Source organism: Oceanicella actignis, assembly GCF_008124525.1.
GTDB classification, from domain to species: domain Bacteria; phylum Pseudomonadota; class Alphaproteobacteria; order Rhodobacterales; family Rhodobacteraceae; genus Oceanicella; species Oceanicella actignis.
The window spans coordinates 212,328-238,123 of record NZ_VNHJ01000001.1; the positions used below are offsets into that span (position 1 = coordinate 212,328).

The 25,796-nt window shown below is 74.0% G+C and carries 20 protein-coding genes; 13 read left to right on the forward strand and 7 right to left on the reverse strand.

The annotated features are described in order from the left end of the window. Positions 1–72: 72 nt before the first annotated feature. Genes LY05_RS00950 through LY05_RS00965 form a run of 4 tightly spaced genes read right to left on the reverse strand, consistent with a single transcriptional unit; the run spans position 73 to position 3,333 of the window. Positions 73–840, reverse strand: a complete 768-nt coding sequence (locus tag LY05_RS00950; RefSeq protein ID WP_148921778.1) for a class I SAM-dependent methyltransferase — start codon at positions 838–840, stop codon at positions 73–75. Further along, complete coding sequence (locus tag LY05_RS00955; protein ID WP_148921779.1) at positions 837–1,904, reverse strand: glycosyltransferase family 4 protein; 1,068 nt, start codon at positions 1,902–1,904, stop codon at positions 837–839. Before LY05_RS00955 ends, LY05_RS00950 begins: the two co-directional genes overlap by 4 nt. Beyond that, positions 1,901–2,314 carry a 6-pyruvoyl trahydropterin synthase family protein gene (locus LY05_RS00960; protein WP_072746367.1) on the reverse strand — a complete coding sequence of 138 codons (414 nt, stop codon included), beginning with the start codon at positions 2,312–2,314 and terminating at the stop codon, positions 1,901–1,903. The genes LY05_RS00955 and LY05_RS00960 overlap by 4 nt, the downstream gene beginning before the upstream one ends. Then, a complete protein-coding gene (locus tag LY05_RS00965; protein WP_211356252.1) occupies positions 2,311–3,333 on the reverse strand; it encodes a zinc-dependent alcohol dehydrogenase in 1,023 nt (340 codons plus the stop codon). The genes LY05_RS00960 and LY05_RS00965 overlap by 4 nt, the downstream gene beginning before the upstream one ends. A 649-nt stretch (positions 3,334–3,982) precedes the next feature. On the opposite strand from LY05_RS00965, the gene mdoH reads away from it, so the two are divergent. The 8 genes from mdoH to LY05_RS01005 all read left to right on the forward strand — a co-directional run bounded on the left by mdoH (position 3,983) and on the right by LY05_RS01005 (position 16,889). After that, the gene (gene mdoH / locus LY05_RS00970) at positions 3,983–5,968 is read left to right on the forward strand and encodes a glucans biosynthesis glucosyltransferase MdoH (protein WP_211356253.1); all 1,986 of its coding nucleotides are present in this window, start codon (positions 3,983–3,985) and stop codon (positions 5,966–5,968) included. A 405-nt stretch (positions 5,969–6,373) separates the two neighbouring features. Further along, complete coding sequence (gene dgcN / locus LY05_RS00975) at positions 6,374–7,369, forward strand: N-acetyltransferase DgcN (RefSeq protein ID WP_148921780.1); 996 nt, start codon at positions 6,374–6,376, stop codon at positions 7,367–7,369. Further along, positions 7,366–8,346, forward strand: a complete 981-nt coding sequence (dgcA, locus tag LY05_RS00980; protein ID WP_148921781.1) for an N-acetyl-D-Glu racemase DgcA — start codon at positions 7,366–7,368, stop codon at positions 8,344–8,346. Before dgcN ends, dgcA begins: the two co-directional genes overlap by 4 nt. Positions 8,347–8,362: 16 nt before the next feature. After that, the gene (locus LY05_RS00985) at positions 8,363–9,217 is read left to right on the forward strand and encodes a D-amino-acid transaminase (RefSeq protein WP_072746363.1); all 855 of its coding nucleotides are present in this window, start codon (positions 8,363–8,365) and stop codon (positions 9,215–9,217) included. Positions 9,218–9,393: 176 nt separating this feature from the next. Further along, on the forward strand, positions 9,394–11,097 hold the full coding sequence (locus LY05_RS00990) for a bifunctional sulfate adenylyltransferase/adenylylsulfate kinase (protein ID WP_072746362.1): 1,704 nt from the start codon (positions 9,394–9,396) through the stop codon (positions 11,095–11,097). Positions 11,098–11,721: 624 nt separating this feature from the next. Next, positions 11,722–12,870, forward strand: coding sequence for a TAXI family TRAP transporter solute-binding subunit (locus tag LY05_RS00995; RefSeq protein WP_072746361.1), 1,149 nt, complete (start codon positions 11,722–11,724; stop codon positions 12,868–12,870). A gap of 103 nt (positions 12,871–12,973) precedes the next feature. Then, positions 12,974–14,935, forward strand: coding sequence for a TRAP transporter permease (locus tag LY05_RS01000; protein WP_148921782.1), 1,962 nt, complete (start codon positions 12,974–12,976; stop codon positions 14,933–14,935). Positions 14,936–14,987: 52 nt separating this feature from the next. Then, entirely contained in the window at positions 14,988–16,889 is a 1,902-nt protein-coding gene (locus LY05_RS01005; RefSeq protein WP_148921783.1) for an acyl-CoA synthetase, read from the forward strand. Positions 16,890–17,566: 677 nt separating this feature from the next. Here the strand turns inward: LY05_RS01005 and LY05_RS01010 are convergent. Beyond that, on the reverse strand, positions 17,567–18,706 hold the full coding sequence (locus LY05_RS01010; protein ID WP_148921784.1) for a zinc-ribbon domain-containing protein: 1,140 nt from the start codon (positions 18,704–18,706) through the stop codon (positions 17,567–17,569). A 190-nt stretch (positions 18,707–18,896) separates the two neighbouring features. Between LY05_RS01010 and LY05_RS01015 the strand changes: the two genes are divergently transcribed. The 3 genes from LY05_RS01015 to LY05_RS01025 are packed head-to-tail and all read left to right on the forward strand — an operon-like array spanning position 18,897 to position 21,234. Further along, a complete protein-coding gene (locus LY05_RS01015; protein ID WP_148921785.1) occupies positions 18,897–19,577 on the forward strand; it encodes a cell division ATP-binding protein FtsE in 681 nt (226 codons plus the stop codon). After that, on the forward strand, positions 19,574–20,509 hold the full coding sequence (locus tag LY05_RS01020; RefSeq protein WP_148921786.1) for a cell division protein FtsX: 936 nt from the start codon (positions 19,574–19,576) through the stop codon (positions 20,507–20,509). Before LY05_RS01015 ends, LY05_RS01020 begins: the two co-directional genes overlap by 4 nt. After that, positions 20,506–21,234 (forward strand): lysophospholipid acyltransferase family protein, encoded by a 729-nt coding sequence (locus LY05_RS01025; RefSeq protein ID WP_148921787.1) that lies wholly within the window; start codon positions 20,506–20,508, stop codon positions 21,232–21,234. Before LY05_RS01020 ends, LY05_RS01025 begins: the two co-directional genes overlap by 4 nt. A gap of 677 nt (positions 21,235–21,911) precedes the next feature. On the opposite strand, the gene LY05_RS01030 is transcribed toward LY05_RS01025, so the two are convergent. After that, positions 21,912–22,892, reverse strand: a complete 981-nt coding sequence (locus LY05_RS01030; RefSeq protein WP_072746355.1) for an HpcH/HpaI aldolase/citrate lyase family protein — start codon at positions 22,890–22,892, stop codon at positions 21,912–21,914. A gap of 265 nt (positions 22,893–23,157) precedes the next feature. On the opposite strand from LY05_RS01030, the gene LY05_RS01035 reads away from it, so the two are divergent. Then, the gene (locus LY05_RS01035; protein ID WP_072746354.1) at positions 23,158–23,883 is read left to right on the forward strand and encodes a GNAT family N-acetyltransferase; all 726 of its coding nucleotides are present in this window, start codon (positions 23,158–23,160) and stop codon (positions 23,881–23,883) included. A gap of 108 nt (positions 23,884–23,991) precedes the next feature. Here the strand turns inward: LY05_RS01035 and LY05_RS01040 are convergent, their stop codons facing one another. Further along, entirely contained in the window at positions 23,992–25,167 is a 1,176-nt protein-coding gene (locus LY05_RS01040; protein WP_072746353.1) for a MalY/PatB family protein, read from the reverse strand. Positions 25,168–25,274: 107 nt separating this feature from the next. Here LY05_RS01040 and def point away from each other — a divergent pair, with 107 nt between their 5' ends. Continuing rightward, a complete protein-coding gene (gene def / locus LY05_RS01045; RefSeq protein WP_072746352.1) occupies positions 25,275–25,793 on the forward strand; it encodes a peptide deformylase in 519 nt (172 codons plus the stop codon). The last annotated feature ends 3 nt before the right edge of the window (positions 25,794–25,796 follow it).

Sequence of the window (25,796 nt, forward strand, 5' to 3'; positions counted from 1 at the left end):
TTGGCGGCCTTGCGGCGCGGCCCAGGGGATCGGCGCGGCCGCGGGATTCGCACTGCGCGTCCTTGCATCTTGTCAGCCGGGCGGCAGCGCCAGGATGTCGACATGCCCGATCTCGACCTGCCGTGCCGCGCGCCGCGCCAGCCGCCAGCGCTCGAGCGTCGGCGCCGTCAGCGCGCCCGTCTCGCCCACCGCGGCGGCGGCGCCCTCGGCCAGTGCGGCGATCAGCGCCGCGTCGCCCGCCCCCAGCCGCCAGGGCGAGGGCGCTGCGCTCACGCTCCAGCCCGCCGCGCGCAGCATCCGCGCCAGGGTGGGGGCGGCGTCCGGGCCCAGCGCCGGGCCCAGCCCCTTGTCGCGGCGCTGATGCGCGTGGAAGGCGGCCAGGGCGGCGGGCTCGGCCGGATCGGCGGGCGACCAGCGCTCGCGCCCGTCATAGGTCAGCGCCGCCAGCACCGCCGCATCGCGCGGCAGGGCCCGGACGAAGCGGGCGATCCAGGCCTCGGAGCACAGGTCGAAGAAGGCCGAGGCGGCGACGACCCGCGCCCCGGCCAGAAGCCGCTCGACCTCGTCGGGCGCGGACAGGTCGGCGCGCGCCGTTCGCGCGCCGGTGCGGCGGCGCGCCTCGGCCAGAAGCCCCGCATCCGCATCGACCAGCAGCCAGCGCAGCCGCGGCGCCAGCGGGGCCAGCGCCTGAACCGTCGCGCCCGCTCCGGCGCCCAGATCCACGGCCGCAAGCGGCGCGCCGCCGGTCCACGCGGCCAGGCGCCGGGCCAGAGCCATGCTGCGCGCGGCGCGGTCGGCCGGCGCGCGCAGGTCGAGCCAGTCGAGCGCGAAGCCGCTCATGCCCGCGCCGCCGCCGACGGCGCGCCGCGCGCATCGCGCACGACGCGCAGGATGCGGCGCGCGGTCTCGTCCCAGTCGGGCAGGGTCATCGCATGCGCGCGCGCCGCCTGCGCCAGGCGCCGGCGCGCCTCGGGGCGCGAGAGCAGCAGCGCCAGCGCGTCGGCCAGCGCCTCGGGATCGTCGGGCGGGACCAGCAGCGCCGCGCCCGGCGGCGCGGCCTCGCGCACGGCGTGGGTGGCGACGACGGGCAGGGCGCGCATCATCGCCTCGGCCGCGGCCATGCCATATCCTTCGTAGCGGCTGGGAAGGCAGAAGATGTCGGCCCGCGCGAACATGCGCTCGAGCGCGGGCGCGTCGAGCGCGCCGGTCAGCGTCGCCCGCTCTTCCAGGCCAAGCTGCGCGATCAGCGCGCGCAGGCGCGCCGCCTCGGCCGGGTCGCGGTCATGCGCGCCGACGATGGCGCAGCGCCACGCGCCCGGCCCCAGCGCGGCCAGCGCGCGCAGCAGCACGTCCCAGCCCTTGCGCGGGGTCAGCGCGCCGACGCCCAGGATCAGCCGAGGCGCGCCGGGCTCGGCGCCCCGGGCGGGGGCGGCGCGGGCAAGGCCGGGCGGCGCGACATGCACCCGCGCGGGATCGAGGACGAAGAGCTCGGCCGCCGCGTGCGCCGTCGCGGCGCTTGTGGTCACGACCGCGGCGCAGGCGCGCAGCGCCGCGCCCTCGCTTTGCAGCAGCGCCCTGGCGCGCGCCGGCTCAAGCCCCGTCTCGAGCCCCAGCGGATGGTGCAGCAGCCCGATGACCGGCCCCGCCAGCGCGGCCACGCCTTCGGCCGGCAGCACGCCCAGCGCCAGCCCGTCGATCGCCACCGGCCCGCGCGCCAGCGAAAGCGCCTTCAGCGCGCCCTCGATCTGCGCGGGAGAGGGATCGGGAAATCCGCCGGGCAGCGGCAGATGCCCCAGCAGGCCCCCGGCCGCGCGCAGCACGCGCCGGGCATAGGCATAGCCCCCCGTCGGCGCGTCGAGCGCGCCCGGAACCGCCAGCCAGGCCGCCGGGGCGCGCGCGCTCATGCCGGGCCTTCGTGCCAGGCGCGGGCCAGATGCGACTCGCTCAGCGTCACGCGGATGCGCGTCAGCCCCTCGGCGCCCGGCCCCAGCGCCCCCGCGCGCGCCGCGTCGCGCAGTCGCTCGTAGATGTGGCGGCACAGATATTCCGTGGTGGTCAGGCGCCCGGGCAGCAGCTCGTCCAGATTGCCGTAGTCCAGCGGGGCCAGCGCGGCGCGCAGCGCCTCGCGCGCGCGGCCGATGTCCACGACCACGCCCTGCTCGGTCAGCTCGGGGCGCATGAAGGCCGCGTCCACGACATAGGTCGCGCCGTGCAGCTTCTGCGCCGGGCCGAACAGCGGGTCGGGCAGCGAGTGGGCGATCATCACATGGTCGCGCACCTCGACGGCGTAAAGAGAGGCTTCCTGTCCTGTCATGGGGCGGTCCTTGCTTGCGCCGGCGCGCCGTCGCGGCCGGCCGGGGGATATGCGATCGCCACGCCCCCGCCGGGCGCGCCGGGCGCAAGCAGCGCGGGCAGGCGGGCGGGCAGGTCGAAGAAGGGCGCGCGATGCTCGATCAGCGCGTCGAGGGCCGGGTCCTCGGCCAGGATGCGCAGCGCCGCCGCAAGGCGCCGCGGGCCGTCCCAGCGCGGGGCGCGCGCCGGCGGCACGCGCCCGACCTGCGAGGACGCCACCGTCAGCCGCAGCGCGTGGAAGGCGCCGCCAAGGCGCAGCGTGGCCTCGGCGTCGCCGTGCCAGCTGACCTCGACGGCGCGCCCCTCCGGGCCCAGCGCGTCGAGCGCGGCTTGCAGACCCGCCCCCGCGCCGGTGCAGTTGAAGGCCAGGTCGCAACCGGCGGGCAGGTCGTCGGGCGCGCGCCAGGTCACGGCAAGTTCACCCGCGATGCGGGCGCGCTCGGCTACCCTGTCGGTCACGAAGACCTCGCAGCCGGGCATGCGCGCCGCCAGCCGCGCGATCAGGCAGCCGACGACCCCCGCGCCCACGACTAGGATGCGGTCGCCCGGCCCCGCGCCCGCGTCCCACAACGCGGTCAGCGCGGTTTCCGTGTTCGCCGCCAGCGTCGCGCGCGCGGGCGGCAGGCCGGGCGGCAGCAGGTGGCAGGCGCGCGCGGGCAGCCACGCGCGCGTCTGGTGCGGGTGCAGGGCGAAGACGCGCTTGCCCGCCAGCTCGGGCGGCCCCTGTTCGACCTCGGCCGCCAGCGCGTAGCCATAGCGCACTGGGAAGGGGAAGTCGCCGACCTGCATCGGGGCGCGCATGCGCGCATGTTCCGAGGCGGGCACGCGGCCCTCGAAGACCAGGCGCTCGGTGCCGCGGCTCAGCCCCGAGGCCAGGGCGCGCACCAGCACGTGACTGGGCCCCGGCGGCGCGTCGGGCAGCGCGACGGGGCGGATCTCGGCGCGGCGGGGCGCGGCATACACCAATGCGTGAGCTTCCATGCGGGGGCCTTTCGCGACTCGTGACGGCAACAGTAGGCAAGGCGGACCGCAGGTCCAGAGGGAGGCGCATCACATGACCGACAGCGAAGCCGCGCGGCGACGAGCCGACGGCCTTCCGAGCGACGAGGCGCCGGCGCCGAGGCTTGCGCCCCGGCCCGGGGCCGCGGGGCCGGGATGCGCTCGGCCTGAGGGACCGGAGGCGCGCGCCGCGCCGCCCGCGCCGCGCGGCGGCGCGGCGCCTGACCAGGGCGCCGGTCCCGTGCCGGGGCTGGCGCCCCGTGACGCGGCGCAGCGGTCCGGCGGCGGTTCTGGCGGCGGCTCTGGCGGCGGGGCGGGGCCCGCCCATGCGCCGATGCGCGCGCCGGGCGCCGACGGCGCCGGGCGGCCCAAGGGCGTGTTTGCCCTGGGAGCGGCGGGAGGGCCGGTTGACGGGGCGGCCGGCGCCCGAGGCCCTGGCCGGCAGGAAGCGGGCGCGACGAGCTGCGTCGGGCCGGGCGAGGGCGCCGGCGGCGCCGGGGGCGCCGGGGGCGGCGGCGCAGGCCCGGCCGGCGCGGCTCCCGCTTGCGGCCCCGCGCCGGCCGAGGCGTCCGCCTTCGCCGGCGTGGGGCTGCGGGGGACGGCGCAAGAGGGCGCCGCCGGCGCGCCCAGCGTGCGCCCGCCGCGCGCGCCGCGCCGCCTGACCCCCGCAGGGCTGCAGCCGCGCCGCATGCTGGCGCGGCGGCGGGCGACGGCGGCGGCGCTCAATCTGGGATCGCTGGCGCTGGTGCTGGCCGGGGCGGCGCATGCGTTCGGCGCCGGGGGCTGGTCGGTCAGCGACGCCGTCGCGCTCGCTTGCGTGGCCGTGGGGGCGCCGTGGACGATCATGGGCTTCTGGAACGCGCTCATCGGCCTGTGGCTGGCGCATGGACGCCGCGACGGGCTGGCGGCGGCCGCCCCGCACATGGCCGCCGCCGACTCCGATGCGCCGCTGCGCGCGCGCGTGGCGGTGGCCATGGCGCTGCGCAACGAGGATGCCGAGCGCGCCTTGACGCGCCTGGTCGCCCTGCGCGAGTCGCTCGACGCCACGGGCCAGGGCGCGCATTTCGACCTGTTCGTGCTGTCCGACGGCGACCGCCCCGAGGCGATCGCGGCCGAAGAGGCGGCGCTGGCGCGTCTTGCGCCCCGGCTCGGGCCGCGGCTGATCTATCGCCGACGGCCGCTCAACGAAGGCTGGAAGGCCGGCAACATCCGCGACTTCCTGCGCCGCTGGGGAGGCGGGTATGAGCTGTTCCTGCCGCTCGACAGCGACAGCCTGATGTCCGGCGAGACCGTCTTGCGCATGACGCGCATCATGCAGGCGCATCCGCGCATCGGCATCCTGCAGAGCCTTGCGGTGGGGGCGCCGGCGCGCTCGGCCTTCGCGCGGATCTTCCAGTTCGGCATGCGCCACGGCATGCGCAGCTTCACGCTGGGCGCGGCCTGGTGGCATGGCGATTGCGGCCCCTATTGGGGGCACAACGCGCTGGTGCGGGTCGCGCCCTTCCGGCGCCATTGCCGCTTGCCGCGCCTGCCCGGCCGCCCGCCGCTGGGCGGCGCGATTCTCAGCCACGACCAGGTCGAGGCGGCGCTGATGCGCCGCGCCGGCTACGAGTGCCGCGTCATGCCCGTCGAGGCCGGCAGCTGGGAAGAGAACCCCCCGACGCTGCTCGACTTCACCCGCCGCGACCTGCGCTGGTGCCAAGGCAACATGCAATACTGGGGGCTTCTGGGGCTGCGCGGGCTCAAGCCCATGTCGCGCTTTCAGCTCTTCGCGGCCATCGCGATGTATCTGGCCGCGCCGGCCTGGATGCTGATGACCGCGACGGCGGCGTTCAAGCTGCTCGAGGGCGGCGCCGGCCAGGTCGACGCCGCCTTCGCCGCCTCGATGATGCTGGTGATGTTCTCGGTCTCGCTCTTTCCCAAGATCGCGGGGTGGATCGACGTCGCCCTGCGGCCGGGCGAGGCCGCGCGCTATGGCGGGCGGCTGCGCTTTGCGGCCGGCGCGGCGGTGGAAACCGTGTTCTCGATGCTCATGGCGCCGGCGGTCGCCTTTCGCACGACGCTGTTCCTGGCGGGGCTGGCGGCGGGGCGTTCGGTGGTCTGGGGCGCGCAGGCGCGCGACGCCTACGCGCTGGGCTGGGGGCAGGCGGCGCGGGGGCTGTGGATGCAGACGCTCTTTGGCCTGGGCCTTGCCGCCGCGGTCTGGGCCAGGGCGCCCGAGGCCCTGCCCTGGGCGGCGCCGGTGCTCGCGGGGCTGTGCCTCGCGATCCCCTTCGCCGTGCTGACCGCCGCGCCGGGGCTGGGGCGGGCGATGGCGAGGGCGCGTGTGTGCGCCGTTCCCGAAGAGCTGGCGCCGCCGCCCGTCCTGTCCGGGGTCTTCGACCTCGAGCCGGGCGATGGCGCGGCCGCCGGGGGCGAGGCGGCATTCGACCCGAGGCCGGCCTCGGGTGCGGCGCAAGGCGCGGAGCCAGGCGCGGGGCCGGGAACGGCGCAAGGCGCGGGGCCGGGAACGGCGGCAGGCAACGGGCCGGGAGCGGAGGCGCGCGCGTCGGCGAAGGCCGCAAGGGCATCGGCGAGCGGAGCGGGCAAGCCGCCGGCCGCCCGCGCGGCCGGCTGATCGGCGCGCTTCGGCCCGGGGCCGAGCGCTCCGGCGCGGCGCTCGGCCGCAGGGGCGTTGTGCGCCGCGGCGCGAAGCCCGCGAGGGGCGGCTCGCGCCGCGCGCTCGGTCGCCCCGTCGCGCCGCGTGGGGCCGGCTCCGGGGGCCGCGCGCGCCGCGGGGCTGCGCAAACGCGCGGCGCGAAACGGAACAATCGCCTGCATGGCGGGGCGCTGTGCGAATGATCTTCGATCATTTGCAGATAAGGACGAAGGATCTTCGACATTCGGCCCGATCCGCGCGGGCCCGCCGAAGGGCGTTGCGTTTTCGTCCGCCCCCGCGCGCGACCATTGACGCGCCCGCGCGCCGATGCTCGGATCGCCCGAAAGCCCGGCGCTGCGCGCCGCCACATCACGGAGACGCCCGATGCTCGAGCAACCCTACCTTCTTTTCCTCGGCGACGCCCCCGACCAGCTGGCCGCCAAGGTGGCGCAGGGGATCCGCGACTGGCGCCCGGAATCGGTGGTGGGGCAGCTGCGCATGCCCGGCTGCCAGGCCGATCTGGGCTTGCCCGACATGACCATCGAGCAGGCCGCGGCCGCCGGCGCGCGCACGCTGGTGGTCGGCGTGGCGAACCGGGGGGGCATGATCTCGCCCGCCTGGATCAAGGTGCTGCGCGAGGCGCTCGAAGCCGGCATGGACGTGGCCTCGGGGTTGCACAACCTGCTGCGCGACGAGCCCCTGCTGGTCGAGGCCGCGCGCCATGCCGGGCGCAAGCTGCACGACGTGCGCGTGCCCACGGTGAAATACCCCATCGCCAACGGCAAGAAGCGCAGCGGCAAGCGCTGCCTGGCCGTGGGCACGGACTGCTCGGTGGGCAAGATGTACACCGCGCTCGCCATGGAGAAGGCGATGCGCGCGCGCGGCATGAAGGCCGACTTCCGCGCCACGGGGCAGACCGGCATCCTCATCACCGGCGAGGGCGTGCCCCTCGACGCCGTCGTGGCCGACTTCATGGCCGGCGCGATCGAGTGGCTGACCCCCGACGCCGAGCCCGACCACTGGGACCTGATCGAGGGGCAGGGCAGCCTGTTCCACCCCTCCTATTCGGGCGTGACGCTGGCGCTGATCCATGGCGGCCAGCCCGACGCGCTGGTGCTGTGCCACGAGCCGACCCGCGGACACATGCGCGGCCTGCCCGAATACGCGCTTCCCAGCCTCGAGGACCTGCGCGACGTGGCGCTGCGCATGGCGCACATCGTCAACCCGGCCTGCGAGGTGGTGGGCGTCTCGATCAACACCGCCGCCATGGACGAGGAAGAGGCGCTCGACTACCTCGCCGCGGTCGAGCGGCAGATGGGCCTGCCCACCGTCGATCCCTTCCGCCAGGGCGCCGACCGCCTGGCCGAGGCGCTGGAATGATCCGTCTCGATCTGCGGCGCGAGGCGTTCCCCCTGCGCGAGGCCTTCACCATCTCGCGCGGGTCGCGCACCGAGCAGGTCGTGGTGACCGTGACGCTGACCGAGGGCGAGCGCCGCGGCTGGGCCGAATGCACGCCCTACGCGCGCTATGGCGAAAGCGTCGAGGGGGTGATGGACGCCATCTCGGCGCTGGCCGAGGACATCGCCAACGGCATGGACCGCGCGGCGCTGCAGGCGGCGCTGCCGCCGGGCGCGGCGCGCAACGCGCTGGACTGCGCGCTGTGGGATCTGGAGGCCAAGCGCGCCGGCCGGCGCGCCTGGGAGCTGGCGGGCCTGCCCGAGCCCGAACCCGTGGCGACCGCCTACACCCTGTCGCTGGACGCGCCCGAGCGCATGCGCCGCAAGGCGGCCGAGAACGCCGGCCGGCCGCTGCTCAAGGTCAAGCTGGGCGGCGAGGGCGACCTCGAGCGGCTGCGCGCGGTGCGCGAGGGCGCGCCCGAGGCGACGATCATCGTCGACGCCAACGAGGGCTGGAGCGCAGAGACCTACGCCGAGCTGGCCCCCGAGATGCTGCGCCTCGGGGTCGCCATGGTCGAGCAGCCGCTGCCCGCCGGGCAGGACGAGGCCCTGGCCGAGATCGCGCGCCCGCTGCCGGTCTGCGCCGATGAAAGCTGCCACGACCGCGCCTCGCTGGACGCGCTGACCGGGCGCTACGACATGGTCAACATCAAGCTCGACAAGACGGGCGGGCTGACCGAGGCGCTGGCGCTGCGCGACGAGGCGACGGCGCGCGGGCTGGGGGTGATGGTGGGCTGCATGATGGGCACCTCGCTGGCCATGGCGCCGGCGACGCTGGTCGCGCAGGGGGCGCGGATCGTCGATCTGGACGGGCCGCTGCTGCTGGCGCGCGACCGCGAGCCGCCCCTGACATACGACGCGGCGGGCCTGCACCCGCCGCCCGCCGCCCTTTGGGGCTAGGACACGGAGAGATGCCATGAGCCGCACCGTCTACGTCAACGGCGCCTATCTTCCCGAAGAGGAGGCCAGGGTCTCGATCTTCGACCGCGCGTTCCTCTTCGCCGACGGGGTCTACGAGGTGACCTCGGTCATCGACGGCAAGCTGGTGGACTTCGCCGGCCATGCGCGGCGGCTGGCGCGCTCGCTGGCCGAGCTGGACATGCCCGCGCCATGCTCCGAGGACGAGCTGCTTGCGATTCACCGCGAGCTGATCCGGCGCAACGGCCTGACCGAGGGCATGATCTACCTTCAGGTCACGCGCGGCGCGGCCGATCGCGACTTCGCCTGGTCCGAGGGCATGACGCCGACGCTGGTGCTGTTCACCCAGGCCAGGGCGCTGATCGACAGCCCGGCCGCCGAGCGCGGGCTGAAGGTGATCTCGCTCGAGGACCTGCGCTGGGGGCGGCGCGACATCAAGACGGTGCAGCTGCTCTACCCCTCGATGGCCAAGATGCAGGCCAAGGCCCGGGGCAAGGACGACGCCTGGCTGGTCGAGGACGGCTTCGTGACCGAGGGCACCTCGAACAACGCCTGGATCGTCACCCGCGACGGGGTCCTGGTCACGCGCGATCTGTCGAACCGCATCCTGCACGGCATCACCCGCGCCGCGGTGCTGCGCTTTGCGCGCGAGGCGCAGATGCGCGTCGAGGAGCGCCCCTTCACGATCGACGAGGCGAAGGACGCCGCCGAGGCCTTCGTCACCGCCGCCACCACCTTCGTCACCCCGGTGGTCGAGATCGACGACGCCCCGGTGGGCGACGGCGCGCCGGGGCCGGTGGCGCGGCGCCTGCGGGCCATCTACATCGAGGAAAGCCGCAAGGCGGCGATCTGACGGCTCGGCCGGTCCCGGCGGGCGCGGCGGCCCGCGCAACCCTGTCATGCGCCGGGCGCATCCCCTGCGGGTTGTGTTTTTCCGCCGCAGGGGCGAAAACGCGCACCGAGTCGCCGGCCGCGCCGGAACCCCGGCCGGCGCCGCGCGCCCGCCGCATCATCGAGCCGAGAGTTGTCATGACGCATTCCAATCACGCCCCGGTCCCCGAGCTTTACGTCTCGTCCGAAAGCGCCGCCAAGCTCAAGCGCGAGGCGGGGGACATGCCCTCGTGGGATCTGACGCCGCGCCAGATCTGCGACCTGGAGCTGCTGATGAACGGCGGCTTCAATCCGCTCAAGGGCTTCCTGACCGAGGCCGACTATGACTCGGTGGTCGAGAACATGCGCCTGGCGGACGGCTCGCTCTGGCCCATGCCGATCACGCTGGACGTGTCCGAGGAGTTCGCCGAGCGCATCGAGCCGGGCCAGGACATCGCCCTGCGCGATCAGGAAGGCGTGATCCTGGCCATCCTGTCGGTCACCGACAAATGGCGCCCGAACAAGAAGCGCGAGGCCGAGAAGGTGTTCGGCGCCGACGACCTGGCGCATCCGGCGGTGAACTACCTGCACAACGTGGCCGGTCCGGTCTATCTGGGCGGGCCGGTGCTGGGCATCCAGCCGCCGGTGCATTACGACTTCCGCGCCCGCCGCGACACCCCGAACGAGCTGCGCGCCCTGTTCCGCAAGCTGGGCTGGCGGCGCGTGGTCGCCTTCCAGACCCGCAACCCCCTGCACCGCGCGCATCAGGAGCTGACCTTCCGCGCCGCGCGCGAGGCCCAGGCCAACCTGCTGATCCACCCGGTCGTCGGCATGACCAAGCCCGGCGACGTCGATCACTTCACCCGCGTGCGCTGCTACGAGGCCGTGCTGGACAAGTATCCCGCCGCGACCACGACCATGAGCCTTCTGAACCTGGCCATGCGCATGGCCGGCCCGCGCGAGGCGGTCTGGCACGGCCTGATCCGCAAGAACCACGGCTGCACGCATTTCATCGTCGGCCGCGATCACGCCGGGCCGGGCAAGAACTCGAAGGGCGAGGACTTCTACGGCCCCTATGACGCGCAGGAGCTGTTCGCCGCCCATGCCGAAGAGATCGGCATCGAGATGGTGCCCTTCAAGCACATGGTCTACGTGCAGGAGAAGGCGCAATACTTCCCCGCCGACGAGGTGCCCGAGGGCGCGACCGTGCTCAACATCTCGGGCACCGAGCTGCGCCGGCGCCTGCGCGAGGGGCTCGAGATTCCCGAGTGGTTCTCCTTCCCCGAGGTGGTGGCCGAGCTGCGCCGCCGCTTCCCGCCGCGCAACAAGCAGGGCTTCACCGTGTTCTTCACGGGGCTGTCGGGCTCGGGCAAGTCGACCATCGCCAACGCGCTGATGATCAAGCTGATGGAGATGGGCGACCGGCCGGTGACGCTGCTGGACGGCGACGTGGTGCGCAAGCATCTGTCCTCCGAGCTGGGCTTCTCGAAGGAGCACCGCGACATCAACATCCGCCGCATCGGCTATGTGGCCTCCGAGATCACCAAGAACGGCGGCATCGCCATCTGCGCCCCGATCGCGCCCTATGCGGCGACGCGGCGCGCGGTGCGCGAGATGATCGAGCAATACGGCGCCTTCGTCGAGGTGCATGTGGCCACCAGCCTCGAGGAATGCGAGCGCCGCGACCGCAAGGGGCTTTATCGCCTGGCGCGCGAGGGCAAGATCAAGGAGTTCACCGGCATCTCGGACCCCTACGAGGCGCCCGAGAACCCCGAGCTGCGCGTGGACACCGAGGGGCAGGACGTGGACAACTGCGCCCATCAGGTGATCCTGAAGCTCGAGAGCATGGGCCTGATCGGCTGAAGGCGGACCGCCCGCGCTTGCCGACCCCGACGCCCCGGCCATCGGCCGGGGCGTTTTCTTTCGCCTGCGCGGCTTTTCGTGTCCGGGCGGACGTCGAAAAAGAGAAGCGCCGACGAGGTTTGGGGTCCTCGCCGGCGCGAAATTCACTGAACGTCAATACTCGCGACGTCTTACTTACGCATCTCCCTACGCTACGCTGCGCTTGATACTCATCAGCGCGTGACCGCTACGCTTCACCAACTACGCTACGAGAGAAAGACTGCCATCATCCGTTCATCCGATCAAGCCTCTTGTTGGATTAAATTGATGATTTTAACGCTTTGTTAACAAATGATAATTTTTGAAAAACGCAGTCTGAATCCCTGTTCATGAATGTGCAGGTCGCGGAAATCACCCTGTCTCGACCATGAATGCCCCAGGGTCATCATCCCGGTTTGCGGCGGCGATTCGGCGCGCGAGCGCCCCCGAAGCCGCTTCCGCATCGCGGGAAGCGCCGGCCGCGCCGCGGGCGAATCATTTGCGGCGCTTGCCTGACCCGGCGGGAAATGCTCAAATCTTCCGCATAACGGAACTGCGGTTCGCAATTCGCTTCCGCAACCAAGTCCGCAACCAAGGGAGGACGCCATGAAACTCGACCGCCTCGCAGGCGCCGCGCTGGCGCTGACGCTCGCCGCCGCGCCGGGCGCATCGTGGTCCGCCGACATCAAGCTGCCGCGCCAGATCGCGTGGACGGCCTACGGCACCGGATCGGCCGGATACAACCAGTCCGTCGCCATCGGCGCCGCCTTGCAGGATGCGCTGGGCGTGAATCTGCGCGTTCTGCCGGGCAAGAACGACGTCGCCCGCGCCGAGCCGCTGCGCCAGGGCAAGGTGCAGTTCTCGGCCACCGGGGTCGGGGGCTCGTTCATGGCGCAGGAAGGCGCGTTCGAATTCGGCGCGCCCAACTGGGGCCCGCAGCCGGTGCGGCTGCTGCTGGCCAACAATGGCGGCACGGTCGGCCTGTCGGTGGGCGTCGCGGGCGATGTGGGGGTGAAGGAATACGCCGACCTCAAGGGCAAGCGCGTGGCCTGGGTCAAGGGCGCGCCGGCGCTCAACGTCAACGTCACCGCCTATCTGGCCTATGCCGGGCTGGATTGGGACGACGTGGTCAAGGTCGAGTTCGGCGGCTTCGGCGACAGCTGGAAGGGCATGGTCAACGGCCAGGTTGACGCGGCCTTCGCCTCGACCAATTCGGGCCGCGCCTACGAGATGGCCGCCTCGCCGCGCGGGCTGGTCTGGCCGCCCATCGACCCCGAGAACAAGGAGGGCATCGCGCGCATGAAGGCCGTCGCCCCCTTCTTCGAGCCGATGACCGCCAAGGTCGGCGCCAACATCGACGGCACGGACGGCGCGCCCACGGCCGGCTACGCCTATCCGGTGCTGGTGGCGATGGCCGATCAGGACGCCGATCTGGTCTACAACATGACCCGCGCCATGGTCGAGCTGTTCCCCGCCTACAAGGACAAGGCGCCGGGCATCAACGGCTGGGCGCTCGAAAAGCAGAACTTCGAATGGGTCGTGCCCTATCACGAGGGCGCCGTGCGCTACTTCAAGGAGCTGGGCGTGTGGTCCGACGCCGCCCAGGCGCACAACGACCGCCTGATCGCGCGCCAAGAGGCGCTGGCCAAGGCCTGGGCCGAGCTGAAGGCGCAGAACCCCGAGGACTGGGACGCCGCCTGGTCCGAGGCGCGGCGCAAGGCGCTGGCCGAGGGCGGCTTCGAAGTGGTCTTCTGATCCGGGGCGCGTCCTGCCCGGGGCGCGGGGGCGCAGGCGGCGCCGCCCCCGCGCCCTTTCGCCTGCGCCGCCTGCCCCGACACGTCCTTGCGATGGAGCGCAGATGAGCAAGAAACAGCTGCTCGCCGAGGGCGGCGAGCCCCCGCCGGTCGAAAGCCCCGCCGCCCGCGCCGCGATCGCCGCGCTGACCCTGGCCGGCGTGGCGCTGAGCATCCACCAGCTGTTCAACCTTCAGCTTCTGGGCGCGGTGCTGATCGAGGGGCGCTATCTTTACATCCTCGGGGGGATCTTCCTGGCGCTGGCCTTCCTGGTCTTTCCGCTGCGGCGCGCGCGCGGCCCGGGGGCGGTGGACTGGGCGCTGTTCGCGCTGGCGCTGGCGGGGGCGGGGTATTTCGCCTGGACGGCGGAAACCAGCCTGGAGATGGGCTGGGAATACGCCGCGCCCGACGCGGCGCGCTGGGTCTCGATCGCGTTCTATCTGCTCATCCTCGAAGCCACGCGCCGGGCGGGCGGGCTGACGCTGTTCGTCATCGTCGCCGTGATCTCGCTCTATCCGACCGTGGCCGACCGCATTCCCGACCCGCTGTCGGGCTTCGCCTCGCCCTTCTGGGATCTGGCGGCGTATCACATGATCTCGTCCGAAAGCTCGTTCGGCATCCCGATGCGCGCCTTCGGCAACCTGGTCATCGGCTTCATCATCTTCGGCGCGGTGCTGCAGAAGACCGGCGGCGGGCAGTTCTTCAACGATCTGGCGCTCGCGCTGGTGGGGCGCTTTCGCGGCGGGGCGGCCAAGGTGGCGATCTTCGCGTCGGGCTTCATGGGCTCGATGTCCGGCTCGGTGATCTCGAACGTGCTGACCACGGGGGCGGTGTCGATCCCGGCCATGAAGCGCACGGGCTTTTCGGCCCGGCACGCGGCGGCCACCGAGGCCTGCGCCTCGACGGGCGGCGTGCTGATGCCGCCGATCATGGGCGCGACGGCCTTCGTCATGGCCTCGTTCCTGTCGCGGCCCTATGTCGAGATCGCGCTGGCGGCGATGATTCCCTCGTTGCTGTTCTATTTCGGTCTGTTCGTGCAGATCGACGCCTATGCGGCCCGGCGCGGCCTGCGCGGCCTGGCGCCGGGCGAGGCGCCCACCCTGCGCGCCGCGGCGGCCGAGGGCTGGCCCTATCTGCTGGTCTTCGGGGTGCTGATCTTCCTCATGGTCGCCTGGCGCATGGACACGCTGGCGCCGTTCTACGCCACGGCGCTGCTGCTGATCATCAACCAGGTCATGCGCCGCCACCGCTTCACGCTGCGCTCGCTGACCGATCTCGTGGTCGGGGTGGGGCGCTCGCTGGCCGAGCTGACGGCCGTGCTTCTGGGCGTGGGGCTGATCGTGGGCGCCTTCTCGGCCACGGGGCTGGCGGGAACGCTGGTCAACGAGCTGATCTTCATGGCCGGCGATTCGACGCTGGCGCTGCTGGCGATGGGCGCGGTGACGGCCTTCGTCTTCGGCATGGGGATGACCGTGACCGCCTGCTACATCTTCCTCGCCGTGGTGCTGGCGCCCGCGCTCGAACAGGCGGGGCTGAACCAGCTGGCGGTGCATCTGTTCATCCTTTACTGGGGCATGGTCAGCTACATCACCCCGCCCGTGGCGCTGGGCGCCTTCGCGGCGGCGACGATGGCGGGCGCGGGGCCGATGCGCACGGGCATCGAGGCCATGCGCCTTGGCGGGGTGATTTATGTCGCGCCCTTCTTCTTCGTGCTGAACCCGGCGCTGATCGGCGAGGCGCCCGCATGGGAGGTCGCCGCCGCGCTGAGCGCGGCGCTGGCCGGGATCTGGCTGATCGGGGGCGCGCTGCAAGGCCATGTCAGCCTGGTGGGAAATCTGCCCGGCGGCCCGCTCGGCGCGCTCTGGCGCGCGGGGGTGGGGCTTGGCGGGCTGCTCCTGGCGCTGCCGGGCGGGGCCTGGATCGGCCTGCCGCACGTCGTTCTGGCGGCGGCGGGGCTGGCCCTGGCCGCGCCGGGCCTTGGTCTGGCGGCCATCGGCGCGCGGCGCGCCGGCAGTCCGGCGGCCTGAGAAACCAAGCGCGGGCCGCGCCCGCAACGCAACGCAAGACCGGAGCACGCTCATGCCCTTCGCCCCCATGCGTCAGGTGCGCTCGCTGGCCGATGTCGAGGCCATCGAGGCGATTCCTCTCGAGCAGGCGATCAAGCCGGCCAGCACCTACGAGATCCTCGCCGACAGCGCCCGCGCCTTCGGCGACAAGACGGCGCTGACCTTTCTGCGCACGGGCGATCCGGCGGACGCCCCCATCCGCTGGAGCTATGCCGAGCTTTTCGCCAACGTCACCCGCACCGCCAACGCGCTGCATGCGCTGGGGATCGGCCCGAACGACGCCGTGGCCTTCCTTCTGCCGGGCTGCCTCGAAGCGCATCTGGCCCTGTGGGGCGCCGAGGCGGCGGGCGTCACGCAGCCGCTCAACCCGCTCCTGACCGACGACAAGCTGGCCGACCTGATGCGGGCGGCCGGGGCCAGGGCGCTGATCGCCTGGGGCGACGAGGCCGAGGCCGGCTACTGGTCCAAGGCGCGGCGGCTGTTCGAGGCGGTCGAGGGGCTTGCGCATCTGATCCGCGTCGATCCCGGCCCGGCGCTGGGCGGCGATCCGACCCCCACGCCCGAGGGCGCGCTGGATCTGCGCGCGCTGATCGCCGATCAGCCCGCCGACCGCCTCGTCTCGGGGCGCGTCATCCGCCCCGAGGACACGGCCGCCTATTTCCACACCGGCGGCACCACCGGCGCGCCCAAGCTGGCGCGCCACACCCATGGCGGGCAGGTCTTCACCGCCTGGGCCTGCGTGCAGATGCAGGGCGTGACCGAGCGCGACGTGACGATCAACGGCTATCCGCTGTTTCACGTCGCGGGGGTGCTGCCGGCCTCGCTGACCTCGCTTTCGGCCGGGCTCGAGATGGTCATCCCCACCACCGGCCTGCTGCGCAACCGCGAGGTGCTCCGCAACTACTGGAAGCTGGCCGAGAAATACGGCGCCACGGCGCTGTCGGCCGTGCCGACGGTGCTGGCGGCGCTGGCCGACGTGCCGCTCGAGGGCGCCGACGTCTCGCGCATCCGCTACTGCCGCACCGGCGCGGCGCCGCTGCCGCCCGAGCTCGCCGCCCGTTTCGAGCGCCAGTTCGGCCTGCATGTGCACGAAAGCCTGGGCATGACCGAGACTCACGGCATCGTCTCGATCCGCCCGCCGGGGCTGCGCGGGCCGGCCGGCTGCGTGGGGCTGCGCCTGCCGCACAGCCGCATCCGCATCGCGCGGCTCGACGCCGAGGGCGCCCCGACCGCCGAAGAGGCCGCGCCCGGCGAGGCGGGGATGATCCTGTTCAAGGCGCCGAACGTCTTTCCCGGCTATCTCGACCCCGCCGCCACGGCCAAGGCCTTCGACGCGGACGGGTGGCTCATCACCGGCGACGTGGGCTATCTGGACGAGGCGGGGCTTCTGCACCTGGCGGGCCGGGCCAAGGATCTGATCATCCGCTCGGGGCACAACATCGACCCGCGCGTGATCGAAGAGGCGCTGGACGAGCACCCGGCCGTGCGCATCTCGGCGGCCGTCGGCGCGCCCGACGCCTATGCCGGCGAGCTGCCCGTGGCCTATGTCGAGCTGGCGCCCGGCGCCGAGGCGAGCGAGGAAGAGCTTCTGGAGTTCGCCCGCGCCCATGTCGACGAGCCGCCCGCCCGCCCGCGCTGGGTCGAGATCCTGCCCGCCATGGCGACCACCAATGTCGGCAAGATCTTCAAGCCCGAGCTGCGCCGGCGCGCGCTCGAGCGCATCGCGCGCGAAACGCTGGCCGAGCTGACCGCGCCGAACCCGGCTCCCGCGCTCGAGGTCGAGATGGAGGGCGAGGGTTACGTCGTGCGCGCGGCGGGCGACGAGGCGCTGCGCGCGCGCCTTGCCAACGCGCTGGCGCCATTGCCGCCGCGCATCCGCGTCGAGCCTTTGCCCGCCGCGGCCGCCGCGGGCTGAAGGGCGGCGCCGCGACCGCAAGGGCCGCCGCCCGCCGCCTCGGCCCGAGCGCCGGCCGGGGCGGGTCGCGCCGCCGCGTGAACGGCACGGGCGTTGGGGCGAGGCGGCGGGCGGCGGAATCAAGGTCGCGCCGCCGCGCGAGCGAAGCGGGCGCATGGGTCCGTCGCGCGGGTCCGCAAGGACGGACCAGTCATCGAACGCGGGCGGAGCAATGGCCGAGGACCCCGCGCGGGCGCGCAAACCCATCCCGCCGCGCCGCGCGCGATGGGCGCGGGGCGGCGAGGAATGCGCGCCGGAGAAGACGCAAGGCGGAGGGGGCGCGAGACGTTCGCGGGCCGGGCGGCGTCGCCCACCGGCCCTTGCCCTGGCTCTTCGACGGCGATGGGGAAGCGGCCGCATGACTCGCGCGGCGCTCCCGCGCCCGGCGCCGGGGCCCGCGGGCGAGGCGCGTCGTCGTTTCCCCGGCGTCGGCGGCCTCCGGCCAGGGGCGGGGCGTCGGGATCGGCTCTGCGCCCAAGCGGCGCCCGCTTGCGCGCCGAGGCGTCGCGGATCTTCGCGGCCCGGTTCAGGCCTCGCGCCCCTGGCCGGCAAGGCCGGTTGCGCGATCGATCGGCCGGGCCGCGCCGCAAGGCCCATGCGCCGCGGATGCGCTCCGCCCCCGCTCCGCCCCCGGGGGATCAGCCGTTCGCGCTTGTCCCGCCCGGCGCCGGCTCGGCCGCGCCCTCGTCGTGCGGATCGGCGGCGGGCTCTTCGGGCAGGGCCTCGGGCTGGGGCGGGAGATCCAGCGCGTCGGCGATGGCGCGGCGCAGCTTCTCGACCAGATCGCCGCCCAGCTCAAGCGCCGCTTCGGCGCCGTCGCGGATCGCCAGGCGCCCCGCATCCACCGAGCGCGCGTAGGCTTCGAGCGCGGGGGCGGCGGCCGGCGCGGCGGCCGAGATGCGATCCTTGGTCAGATAGGCGCCCGCCGCCAGCGCGGCGATCAGGACCGCCGCGGCGAAGCCGATGCGAAAGCCTCCCCGCGCCGCGGGCGCGGGGTCGGCCTCGCGCAGGCGGGCGGCAAGGCGGGCGGCGTCCAGCTCGGGCTGCGATGCGCGCGCGGGGGGCGGCGCGATGGCCGAAAGGGCGGCCTCGGCGGGGCGGGGCGCCGCCTCGTCCTCGTCGCTTGCGGGCGACTGCGCGTCGGCGTCGGGGGCATCCGGGCCGTCCTCGGCATCGGGGAGGTCGGGCGCGCGCCTCGCGCGCAGCCGCGCCGCCAGATTGGCCGAGCCGGCGGGTTCGGCGTCGTCCTCCTCGTCCTCCTCGTCGTCGAGCCAGCTGCGGCGGTCGGCCGGCCGCTCGGCCTCGGCCAGCCGCGCCCGCAGGGCGTCGGCCAGCGTGGCGCCGTCATCCGCCGGCGCGTCATCCGCGCCCCCTTCGCCCGCGTCGCCCTCATCGGCGGCGTCCTCGTCCGGCGCCGATTCCGCCGGCGGGGCTACCGATTCGACCTCGGCCGCCCGCAGGCCGGCGGCGGCCTTCGCGTCCGGCCAGCCATCGTCCGCCATGCGCTGGGCGCTGGGCCCGGCGGGCGCCTCGCGGCCATCCTCGCCCTCCTCGTCGTCGTCCTCGGACGCCCCCTCGCGCAGCGCCGCCAGCGCCTGCGCCGCTTCGGCCAGACCGGGCACGCGCGGCGCCGCGTCGCCGGCGGCGGCGGGCGCCGCCGGGCCGGGTTGCAGCCAGCGCGCGCCGCAGGCGCTGCATTCGACCACGCGCCCCTCGATGGGGAAGGCGGCGTCTGGCGCGTCGTATTGCGCGGCGCAGGAAGGGCAGGTGATCTGCATGGCGGCGGTGGTCCTCAAGGGTTGGGGCCGAAGAGGGGCCCGGATACGCGACGCTGTCCTCGCCGTTCTAGCGCGCCGGCGCGCGCGCGCCAAGCCGCCGGCGCCCCGACGATTGCGCGTCCGCGCCGCTTCTGCAATTCTCGCGACCGCGCGGGCGACGGCCCGACGCCAGCGTGAACGGTGGGGCGCGGTGATCGAGTTCGACGGGGTGGAGTTCCGATACGGCGGCGGGCGCGAGATCCTGCGCGAGGTCAGCCTCACCATCGAGGCCGGGGGCTTTCACTTCCTCACCGGTCCCTCGGGCGCGGGCAAGAGCACCTTCCTGCGCCTGTGCCGCATGGCGCTGCGCCCCAGCGCGGGGCGGCTGCGCGTCTTCGGCGTCGAGGCCGCCGAGGCCGACGCCGACGCCGTGGCCGCGCTGCGCCGGCGCATCGGCATGGTGTTCCAGGACGGGCGCTTTCTGGATCATCTGAGCGTGTTCGACAATGTGGCGTTGCCCCTGCGCATCCGCGGCGCCCCCGCGCGCGAGCGTCGCGCCCAGGCGGCCGAGCTGATCGAGTGGGTGGGCCTTGGCGCGCGCGCCCATGCGCTGCCCGCCGAGCTGTCCGGCGGCGAGCTGCAGCGCGCCGCGCTGGCGCGGGCGGTGATCGGGGCGCCCGATCTGATCATCGCCGACGAGCCCACGGGCAATGTGGACCGCGAGACGGCCGTCGAGCTTCTGTCGCTGCTATTGGCGCTGCATCGGCACGGCAAGGGGGTGCTGATCGCGACCCATGATCACGAGCTGATCCGCGCCGCCCGCCGCGAGACCCCGGTGCAGGTCCTGCGCATCGAGGATGGGCGCGTGCTGGCGCAGGGGCGGCGGCGATGAGCGCGCGTCTGCCGGCCGCGATCTGCCGGGCCGCGCGGCGTCTGCGCGCCCTCGCGTCCTTCGCCGAGGAGCGGCCGCTGGCGCCAAGCTCGGGCGTGGTGGCGCGGCTGGTGGTGTTCGCCTCGGCGTCCATGAGCTTTCTGGCCGTCGTCGCGGTCGCCATCGGCATGGCCGCCGACCGCGCGGCGCAGGGCTGGGCCGAAGAGCTGGCGCGCAGCGCGACGGTGCGCGTCTCGGCGCCGCCGGCGCGCATGGACGCGGCCGTCTCGACCGCGCTGCGGGCGCTGCGCACGACCCCGGGCGTGGCCGATGCGCGCGCGCTGACCGACGCCGAGCAGCGCGCCCTGCTCGAGCCATGGCTGGGTCCCGACGCGCCGCTCGACGAGCTGGCGCCGCCGCGGCTGATCGTCGTGGTCCCGGACGGGCCGGGCCCGGACCCCGAGGCGGTGAATGCGCGCCTGTCGGCCGAGCTGCCGGGACCCGAGCTTTCGGCCCGCTACGACGATCACGGCCGCTGGCGCGCGCCGCTGCTCGAGGCGGCGCGGGCGCTGCGCGCCCTGGCATGGAGCGCGGCGGTTCTGGCGGCGCTGAGTGCGGCGGCCATGGTCACGCTGGCCGCGCGCGCGACGCTGGCGGCCAACGGCAAGGTGGTGGACACGCTGCGCCTTCTGGGCGCAAGCAACGACTTCATCGCCCGCGCCTTCGTGCGCCGCTATGCGCTGCGCGCCATGGCGGGCGGCGCGGCGGGGGCGCTGGCGGCGGCGCTGGCGCTCGAGGCCGTCGCGCCCCTGGCCGCGCGGGCGCTGGGCGGCGCGGCGGGGCTGGCCGAGGCGGGGTGGGTCGCGGCCGCGGCGGCGCCCCTTCTGGCCGGCGCGGCGGCATGGGCCGCGACGCGCATGGCGGTTCTTGCGGCGCTCAGGAGGCCCGAATGATGCAATACGCGCGCTCGCTCGTCTTCATCGTCTTCATGTATGCGCTCATGCTTGCAATGGGCGTGGCGCTGGCGCCCATGGCGGCGTGGTCGCGACAGGGCGCGTGGTGGGCGCTGCACCGCTACACCGACATCGTGCTGTGGGCCGCGCGGCGGCTGTGCGGGCTGCGCGTCGAGGTGCGCGGGCGCGTGCCGACCGAGGATGTGATCGTCGCCTCGAAGCATCAGAGCTTCATGGACATCCTGATCCTGACCAACGTGCTGCCGCGCCCGCGCTTCGTGATGAAGCGTTCGCTGCGCTGGACGCCGATCTTGGGCTTTTACGCCATGCGGGTGGGTTGCGCGCCCGTCGATCGCGAGGCCGGCGCGCGGGCGGTCAGGGACATGGTCGCGCGCATGCGCGCGGCGGCGGCCGATTCGGGGCAGACGGTGATCTTTCCGCAGGGCACGCGCCTGGCGCCCGGCGCCAAGGCGCCCTACAAGCCCGGCGTCGCCGCGCTGGCCATGGCGCTGCGTCAGCCGGTGGTTCCGGCCTCGACCAATTGCGGGCTGTTCTGGCCGCGGCGCGGCCTGCTGCGCCGCGCGGGGGTCGCGACGCTCGAATTCCACGACCCGCTGCCCGCCGGCCTGCCCAAGCGCGAGCTTCTGGCCCGGCTCGAGGAGGTGATCGAGGCCGGCTCGGCCCGGCTCGAGGCCGAGGCGCGCGCGCAGCTCGAAGGGCGCTGAGCGATCGCGCCCGCCCACCGCGGCGCGCGGCGGGCGAAGGGGCGCGGGTGCGGCCCAGGCGGGGCGCGGCGGGCGATGGGGCCGCGCCATGGCGCGGGTCGTTGATCCCCAAGGGGGCAGCAGGGCGTGCGGCTGGCCCGGGGCGCAGGTCGTCGTTTTCCCTCGGGCCTGCGGCTGCGCGCGGTCGGCGGCGCCGGCGCGGCCCGGGATGATCGGGACCCTCTGGCCGGCCCCTGCGCGGCGGGCCTGGGGCGCAGCCTCGCGCATGGGCATCGCCGGCGGCCCCGCGGTGCAGGTCGTCGATTCTTGTGGGTCAAGGCGTGGGCGGGACCCGCGGCGCAGTCCCTTGTCTCCCTCGGACCCGCTGCTGCGCCGGGGCGGCAGCCTGGGCGCGGCCCGGCGATGATCGGTCCCCTCGGCCAGTTCCCACGCGGCGGTCGCTGATGCGGCGACGGGCGCCCGGGGCCGTCTGCGCGCGGCGTCGGCTGGCGGTTTCGGTTGGCTGGGAGCGTGGCGCGAAGGCCCATGCGCTTTCGCGCACCCCCGGCCCGGGCGATCGCCCGGGGCGTCCGGTCGCTGCGCCCGGCCTCGGCCGCACCCGCGCCCTTCGCTCGGGCCGCCGCCGGCCGGTCGGGCGCGCCCTCGGCCCGGGCGGCGCGCCCGGTTCGCCTTGGCGCTCAGCCGGCGATCATCTCGGCCTGACGCACGATCACCTGCGCCTGCCGGATCGAGGCCAGGTCCACCAGGCGCCCCTTGTAGACGGCCGCGCCCTGGCCAGCCTTCTCGGCCTCTTCCATGGCGGCGAGGATCTCGCGCGCCTCGCGCACCTGTTCTTCCGAGGGGGTGAAGACCTGGTTGGCCAGCGCCACCTGCTTGGGGTGGATGGCCCACTTGCCCACCATGCCCAGCGTGGCCGAGCGGCGCGCCTGGGCCAGATAGCCCTCGTCGTCCGAGAAGTCGCCGAACGGCCCGTCCACGGGCAGCAGGCCATGGGTGCGGCAGGCCGCCACGATGGCCACGATCGGATGGTGCCACGGATCGCACCAGTGGCGCGCGCGCGGGCCGTCGCCGGCATCCTCCTTGTTCTGCAGCATGTAGTAGTTCGACTGCGTGCCGCCGATGCCCGTGGTCTGCATCCCCATCGAGGCGGCGTAATCGGCGGCGCCCAGGCTCATGGCCTGCATGCGCGGCGAGGCGGCGGCGATCTCCTCGACATGCTGAAGCCCGGCGGCGGTCTCGATGATGACCTCGAAGCCGATGCGCTTCTTGCGGCCCTTCTCGGCCTCGATGGCCGAGACCAGCGCGTCCACCGCGTAGATGTCGCCGGCGTTGCCGACCTTGGGGATCATGATCAGGTCCAGCCGCTCGCCCGCATTCTCGAGCACCTCGATCAGGTCCTTGTGCCAGAAGGGCGTGTCCAGGCCGTTGATGCGCACCGACAGGGTCTTGGCGCCCCAGTCGATGTCGTTGATGGCCTCGACCACGTTGCGGCGGGCCTGGGCCTTGTCGCCCGGCGCCACAGAATCCTCGAGGTCCAGGTTGATGACGTCGGCGGCGCTGGCGGCCATCTTCTCGAAGATCTGCGGCCGCGAGCCGGGGCCGAACAGCTGGCAGCGGTTCGGGCGGGCGGGGGCGGCGGGCTGGACCTTGAAGCTCATGCGTGGGTCTCCGGCAAGAATATTTCGCGAGGTTCGCGCTCAGCGATACGTCCTTGCGCCACCCTCTGTCAACGCCCGATGCGGCGGCGCAGCAATCGCGCCGCTTGGGGCCGCTTTGCGCGGGGCGCAAGGCGGCGTTGCGCGATGGTGCGGTGCAATATGCGCGCCTTGTGCGGCATATTCCCGGTCAAGGCCCCGGCAGAGGGTCGGGCGAGAGGAGCGCCCCGCATCGTCCAAAGCCGCCGATCGCGCGAGGGAAAACGCCATGATCGCGAACGTCTCGACCCCGACCCGGATCCCGACCCCGACCCCGACCCCGGCCCAGGCGCCGACCCCCGCCGCCGCCGAGCGCGCGGCCCCCCGCCGCGATGCGCTGCGGGCGATGGGGGTCTTCCGCACCCTGGGCTGGTGGGAGGGCGAGGCGCTGCTGGCGCATCTGCGCCGCCTGTCGCCCATCGACCTGAACATGCGCTTTCACGGCGCCATGTCCGCCGAGGCCCTGGCCCGTCATGCGGCCGAGCCGCTGACGGCCGACCGCAACGTGATCGGCTGGTTCAAGGACGGCGTTCTGCGCGGCGCGGCCGAGCTGATCCTGTGCGGCGACGTGGCCGAGGCCGCCTTCTCGGTCGAGGCGCCGTTCCGCCGCATGGGGCTGGGCGAGGCGCTCATGGCGCGGGCGCTGCGGCGCGCGCGCAACCGCGGCGCGCGCGAGCTTGTGGTCCACACCACCCGCTCCAACCGCGCGATGATGCGCCTGGCCGCCGCCTTCGATGCGCGCATGGAGGCCGAGATGAACGAGGTCGAGGCGCGCATTCCCGTTCCGGCCGCGGACGCGGCCTCGGTGGCGCTGGATGCGGCGGATGAGGAGATGGGCGCGCTTGGCGCCTTCTGGGCCGCGCAGGGGCGCGCGGCGCTGCGCCTGTGGCGCGCGCCTCTTGCGCTTGCGGCCAACGCGGCCGAGCCGGGCAAGGCGGCGCGGGAAGCGGCCTGAGGGCCGGCGCGCCGCCGCTTGCAACTGACGCGGTCGCGGGGCGGATGGCGGGCGCCGGCCCACGCGCTCGGGCCCGGCGCGCCGCTCGGCCCCGCTCTCGGCCCCTGCTCATCCGAGGTCGGCGAAAGCCTCGGCCAGGCGCGCGGCGGCCTCCTTGACCAGCGCGCGGCGGGTGGCGAAGTTGAAGCGCAGGAAGGTCTCGCCGCCGACGCCGAAGGTCTCGCCGTAATTGACCGCGATGCGCGCCTTCTCGCGCAGGCGGCGGCGGATCTCGTCCTGCGGCAGGGGCATGTCGGCGAAGTCGGCCCAGGCCAGATAGGTCGATTGCAGCGGCATGACGCGCACGCCGGGCAGGGCGGCCAGGCCGCTTTCGAGGATGCGGCGGTTCTCGTCGAGATAGGGCAGAAGCGCCTCGAGCCACGGCTCGCCCCCCTCATAGGCGGCGGTGGCCATCAGCACGCCCATGCGGTTGGGCGTGGCGCCCATGGCCTCGTGCGCGGCGCGAAAGCGCGCCCGCAGGGCGGGGTCGGAAATGATGACGCTGCCCGTCAGCGCGCCCGCGATGTTGAAGGTCTTGGTCGCCGCGACCAGCGTCGCAAGGCGCGGCGCGGCCTCGGGCGCGGCGGCGGCGGTGGGGATGTGGCGCGCGCCGGGATAGACCAGGTCCTGGTGGATCTCGTCCGAGACCAGCACCATGTCGCGCCGCGCGCACAGATCGGCCACGGCGCGCAGTTCGTCCGCACGCCACACCCGGCCGCCCGGATTGTGCGGCGAGCACAGGATGACCATGCGCTCGGACCCGTCCAGCGTCTGCTCGAGCGCCTCGAGGTCCATTTCGTAGCGCCCGTCGCGCAGGCGCATGGGCGACTGCACCGCGCGCCGTCCGTTGGCGCGGATGATGCGGTGGAAGGCGTGGTAGACCGGCGTGAACAGCACCACCCCGTCGCCCGGCTCGGTGAAGGCGCGCAGGCACAGCGCCGTGCCCGTCACCAGCCCGTGCACGATCGAGATCCACTCCGCCTCGGGCCGCCAGCCATGGCGCCGGCGCAGCCACTCGATCACCGCGCTCTTGTAGGCGCGGTCGTCGCCGAAATAGCCGTGCACGCCGTGCTCTGCGGCGCGGATCAGGGCCTCGTTCACCGCGGGCGGGGCCTTGAAGTCCATGTCCGCGACCCACATCGGGATGCCGTCCTCGGCCGAGACGCCGTAGGCGGCCTCCATCATGTCCCACTTCATCGAATGGGTGCCGCGGCGGTCGATGGGCTGGTCGAAATCGAAGCGCATGGGGTGTTCCTTGGTCTGTTGCGGGCGGCAGGCTAGGGCCGCGCGGACGCCGCCGCAAGGGGCGCGCGGGCCTTGACCGCGGGCGCGCCTTCGCCTACCTCGACGCCATGAGCGTGCGCCCGATACTGATCCATCCCGACCCCCGCCTGAAGAAGGTCTGCGAGCCCGTCCCCGCGGTGGACGACGCGCTGCGCAAGCTGATCGACGACATGTTCGACACCATGTACGACGCCCCCGGCGTCGGGCTGGCGGCGCCGCAGGTGGGCGTGCTGCGGCGGGTGTTCGTGATGGACGTGTCCAAGGACGAGGCGCCGCCCGCGCCCATGGCGCTCATCAACCCCGAGATCGTGTGGGCCTCGGAAGAGACCCGCGCGCATGAGGAGGGGTGCCTCTCGATCCCCGAGATCTACGAGGAGATCGTCCGCCCCGCGCGCGTGCGCGTGCGCTTTCTCGACCGCGAGGGCGCCGAGCGCGAGGCCGAGTTCGACGGCCTGGCCGCCACCTGCGCCCAGCACGAGATCGACCATCTGAACGGCAAGCTCTTCATCGACTATCTGGGCGCCGTGAAGCGGCAGCTCATCACCGGCAAGATGAAGAAGCTCAAGCGCGAACGTCTGAAGGCCTGACCC

Bases quoted from the DNA above. Each gene is read 5' to 3' on its own strand.
- LY05_RS00950 (WP_148921778.1), bottom strand. From the start codon at position 840: ATGAGCGGCTTCGCGCTCGACTGGCTCGACCTGCGCGCGCCGGCCGAC.
- LY05_RS00955 (WP_148921779.1), bottom strand. From the start codon at position 1,904: ATGAGCGCGCGCGCCCCGGCGGCCTGGCTGGCGGTTCCGGGCGCGCTC.
- LY05_RS00960 (WP_072746367.1), bottom strand. From the start codon at position 2,314: ATGACAGGACAGGAAGCCTCTCTTTACGCCGTCGAGGTGCGCGACCAT.
- LY05_RS00965 (WP_211356252.1), bottom strand. From the start codon at position 3,333: ATGGAAGCTCACGCATTGGTGTATGCCGCGCCCCGCCGCGCCGAGATC.
- dgcN (WP_148921780.1), top strand. From the start codon at position 6,374: ATGCTCGAGCAACCCTACCTTCTTTTCCTCGGCGACGCCCCCGACCAG.
- dgcA (WP_148921781.1), top strand. From the start codon at position 7,366: ATGATCCGTCTCGATCTGCGGCGCGAGGCGTTCCCCCTGCGCGAGGCC.
- LY05_RS00985 (WP_072746363.1), top strand. From the start codon at position 8,363: ATGAGCCGCACCGTCTACGTCAACGGCGCCTATCTTCCCGAAGAGGAG.
- LY05_RS00990 (WP_072746362.1), top strand. From the start codon at position 9,394: ATGACGCATTCCAATCACGCCCCGGTCCCCGAGCTTTACGTCTCGTCC.
- LY05_RS00995 (WP_072746361.1), top strand. From the start codon at position 11,722: ATGAAACTCGACCGCCTCGCAGGCGCCGCGCTGGCGCTGACGCTCGCC.
- LY05_RS01000 (WP_148921782.1), top strand. From the start codon at position 12,974: ATGAGCAAGAAACAGCTGCTCGCCGAGGGCGGCGAGCCCCCGCCGGTC.
- LY05_RS01005 (WP_148921783.1), top strand. From the start codon at position 14,988: ATGCCCTTCGCCCCCATGCGTCAGGTGCGCTCGCTGGCCGATGTCGAG.
- LY05_RS01010 (WP_148921784.1), bottom strand. From the start codon at position 18,706: ATGCAGATCACCTGCCCTTCCTGCGCCGCGCAATACGACGCGCCAGAC.
- LY05_RS01020 (WP_148921786.1), top strand. From the start codon at position 19,574: ATGAGCGCGCGTCTGCCGGCCGCGATCTGCCGGGCCGCGCGGCGTCTG.
- LY05_RS01025 (WP_148921787.1), top strand. From the start codon at position 20,506: ATGATGCAATACGCGCGCTCGCTCGTCTTCATCGTCTTCATGTATGCG.
- LY05_RS01030 (WP_072746355.1), bottom strand. From the start codon at position 22,892: ATGAGCTTCAAGGTCCAGCCCGCCGCCCCCGCCCGCCCGAACCGCTGC.
- LY05_RS01035 (WP_072746354.1), top strand. From the start codon at position 23,158: ATGATCGCGAACGTCTCGACCCCGACCCGGATCCCGACCCCGACCCCG.
- LY05_RS01040 (WP_072746353.1), bottom strand. From the start codon at position 25,167: ATGCGCTTCGATTTCGACCAGCCCATCGACCGCCGCGGCACCCATTCG.
- def (WP_072746352.1), top strand. From the start codon at position 25,275: ATGAGCGTGCGCCCGATACTGATCCATCCCGACCCCCGCCTGAAGAAG.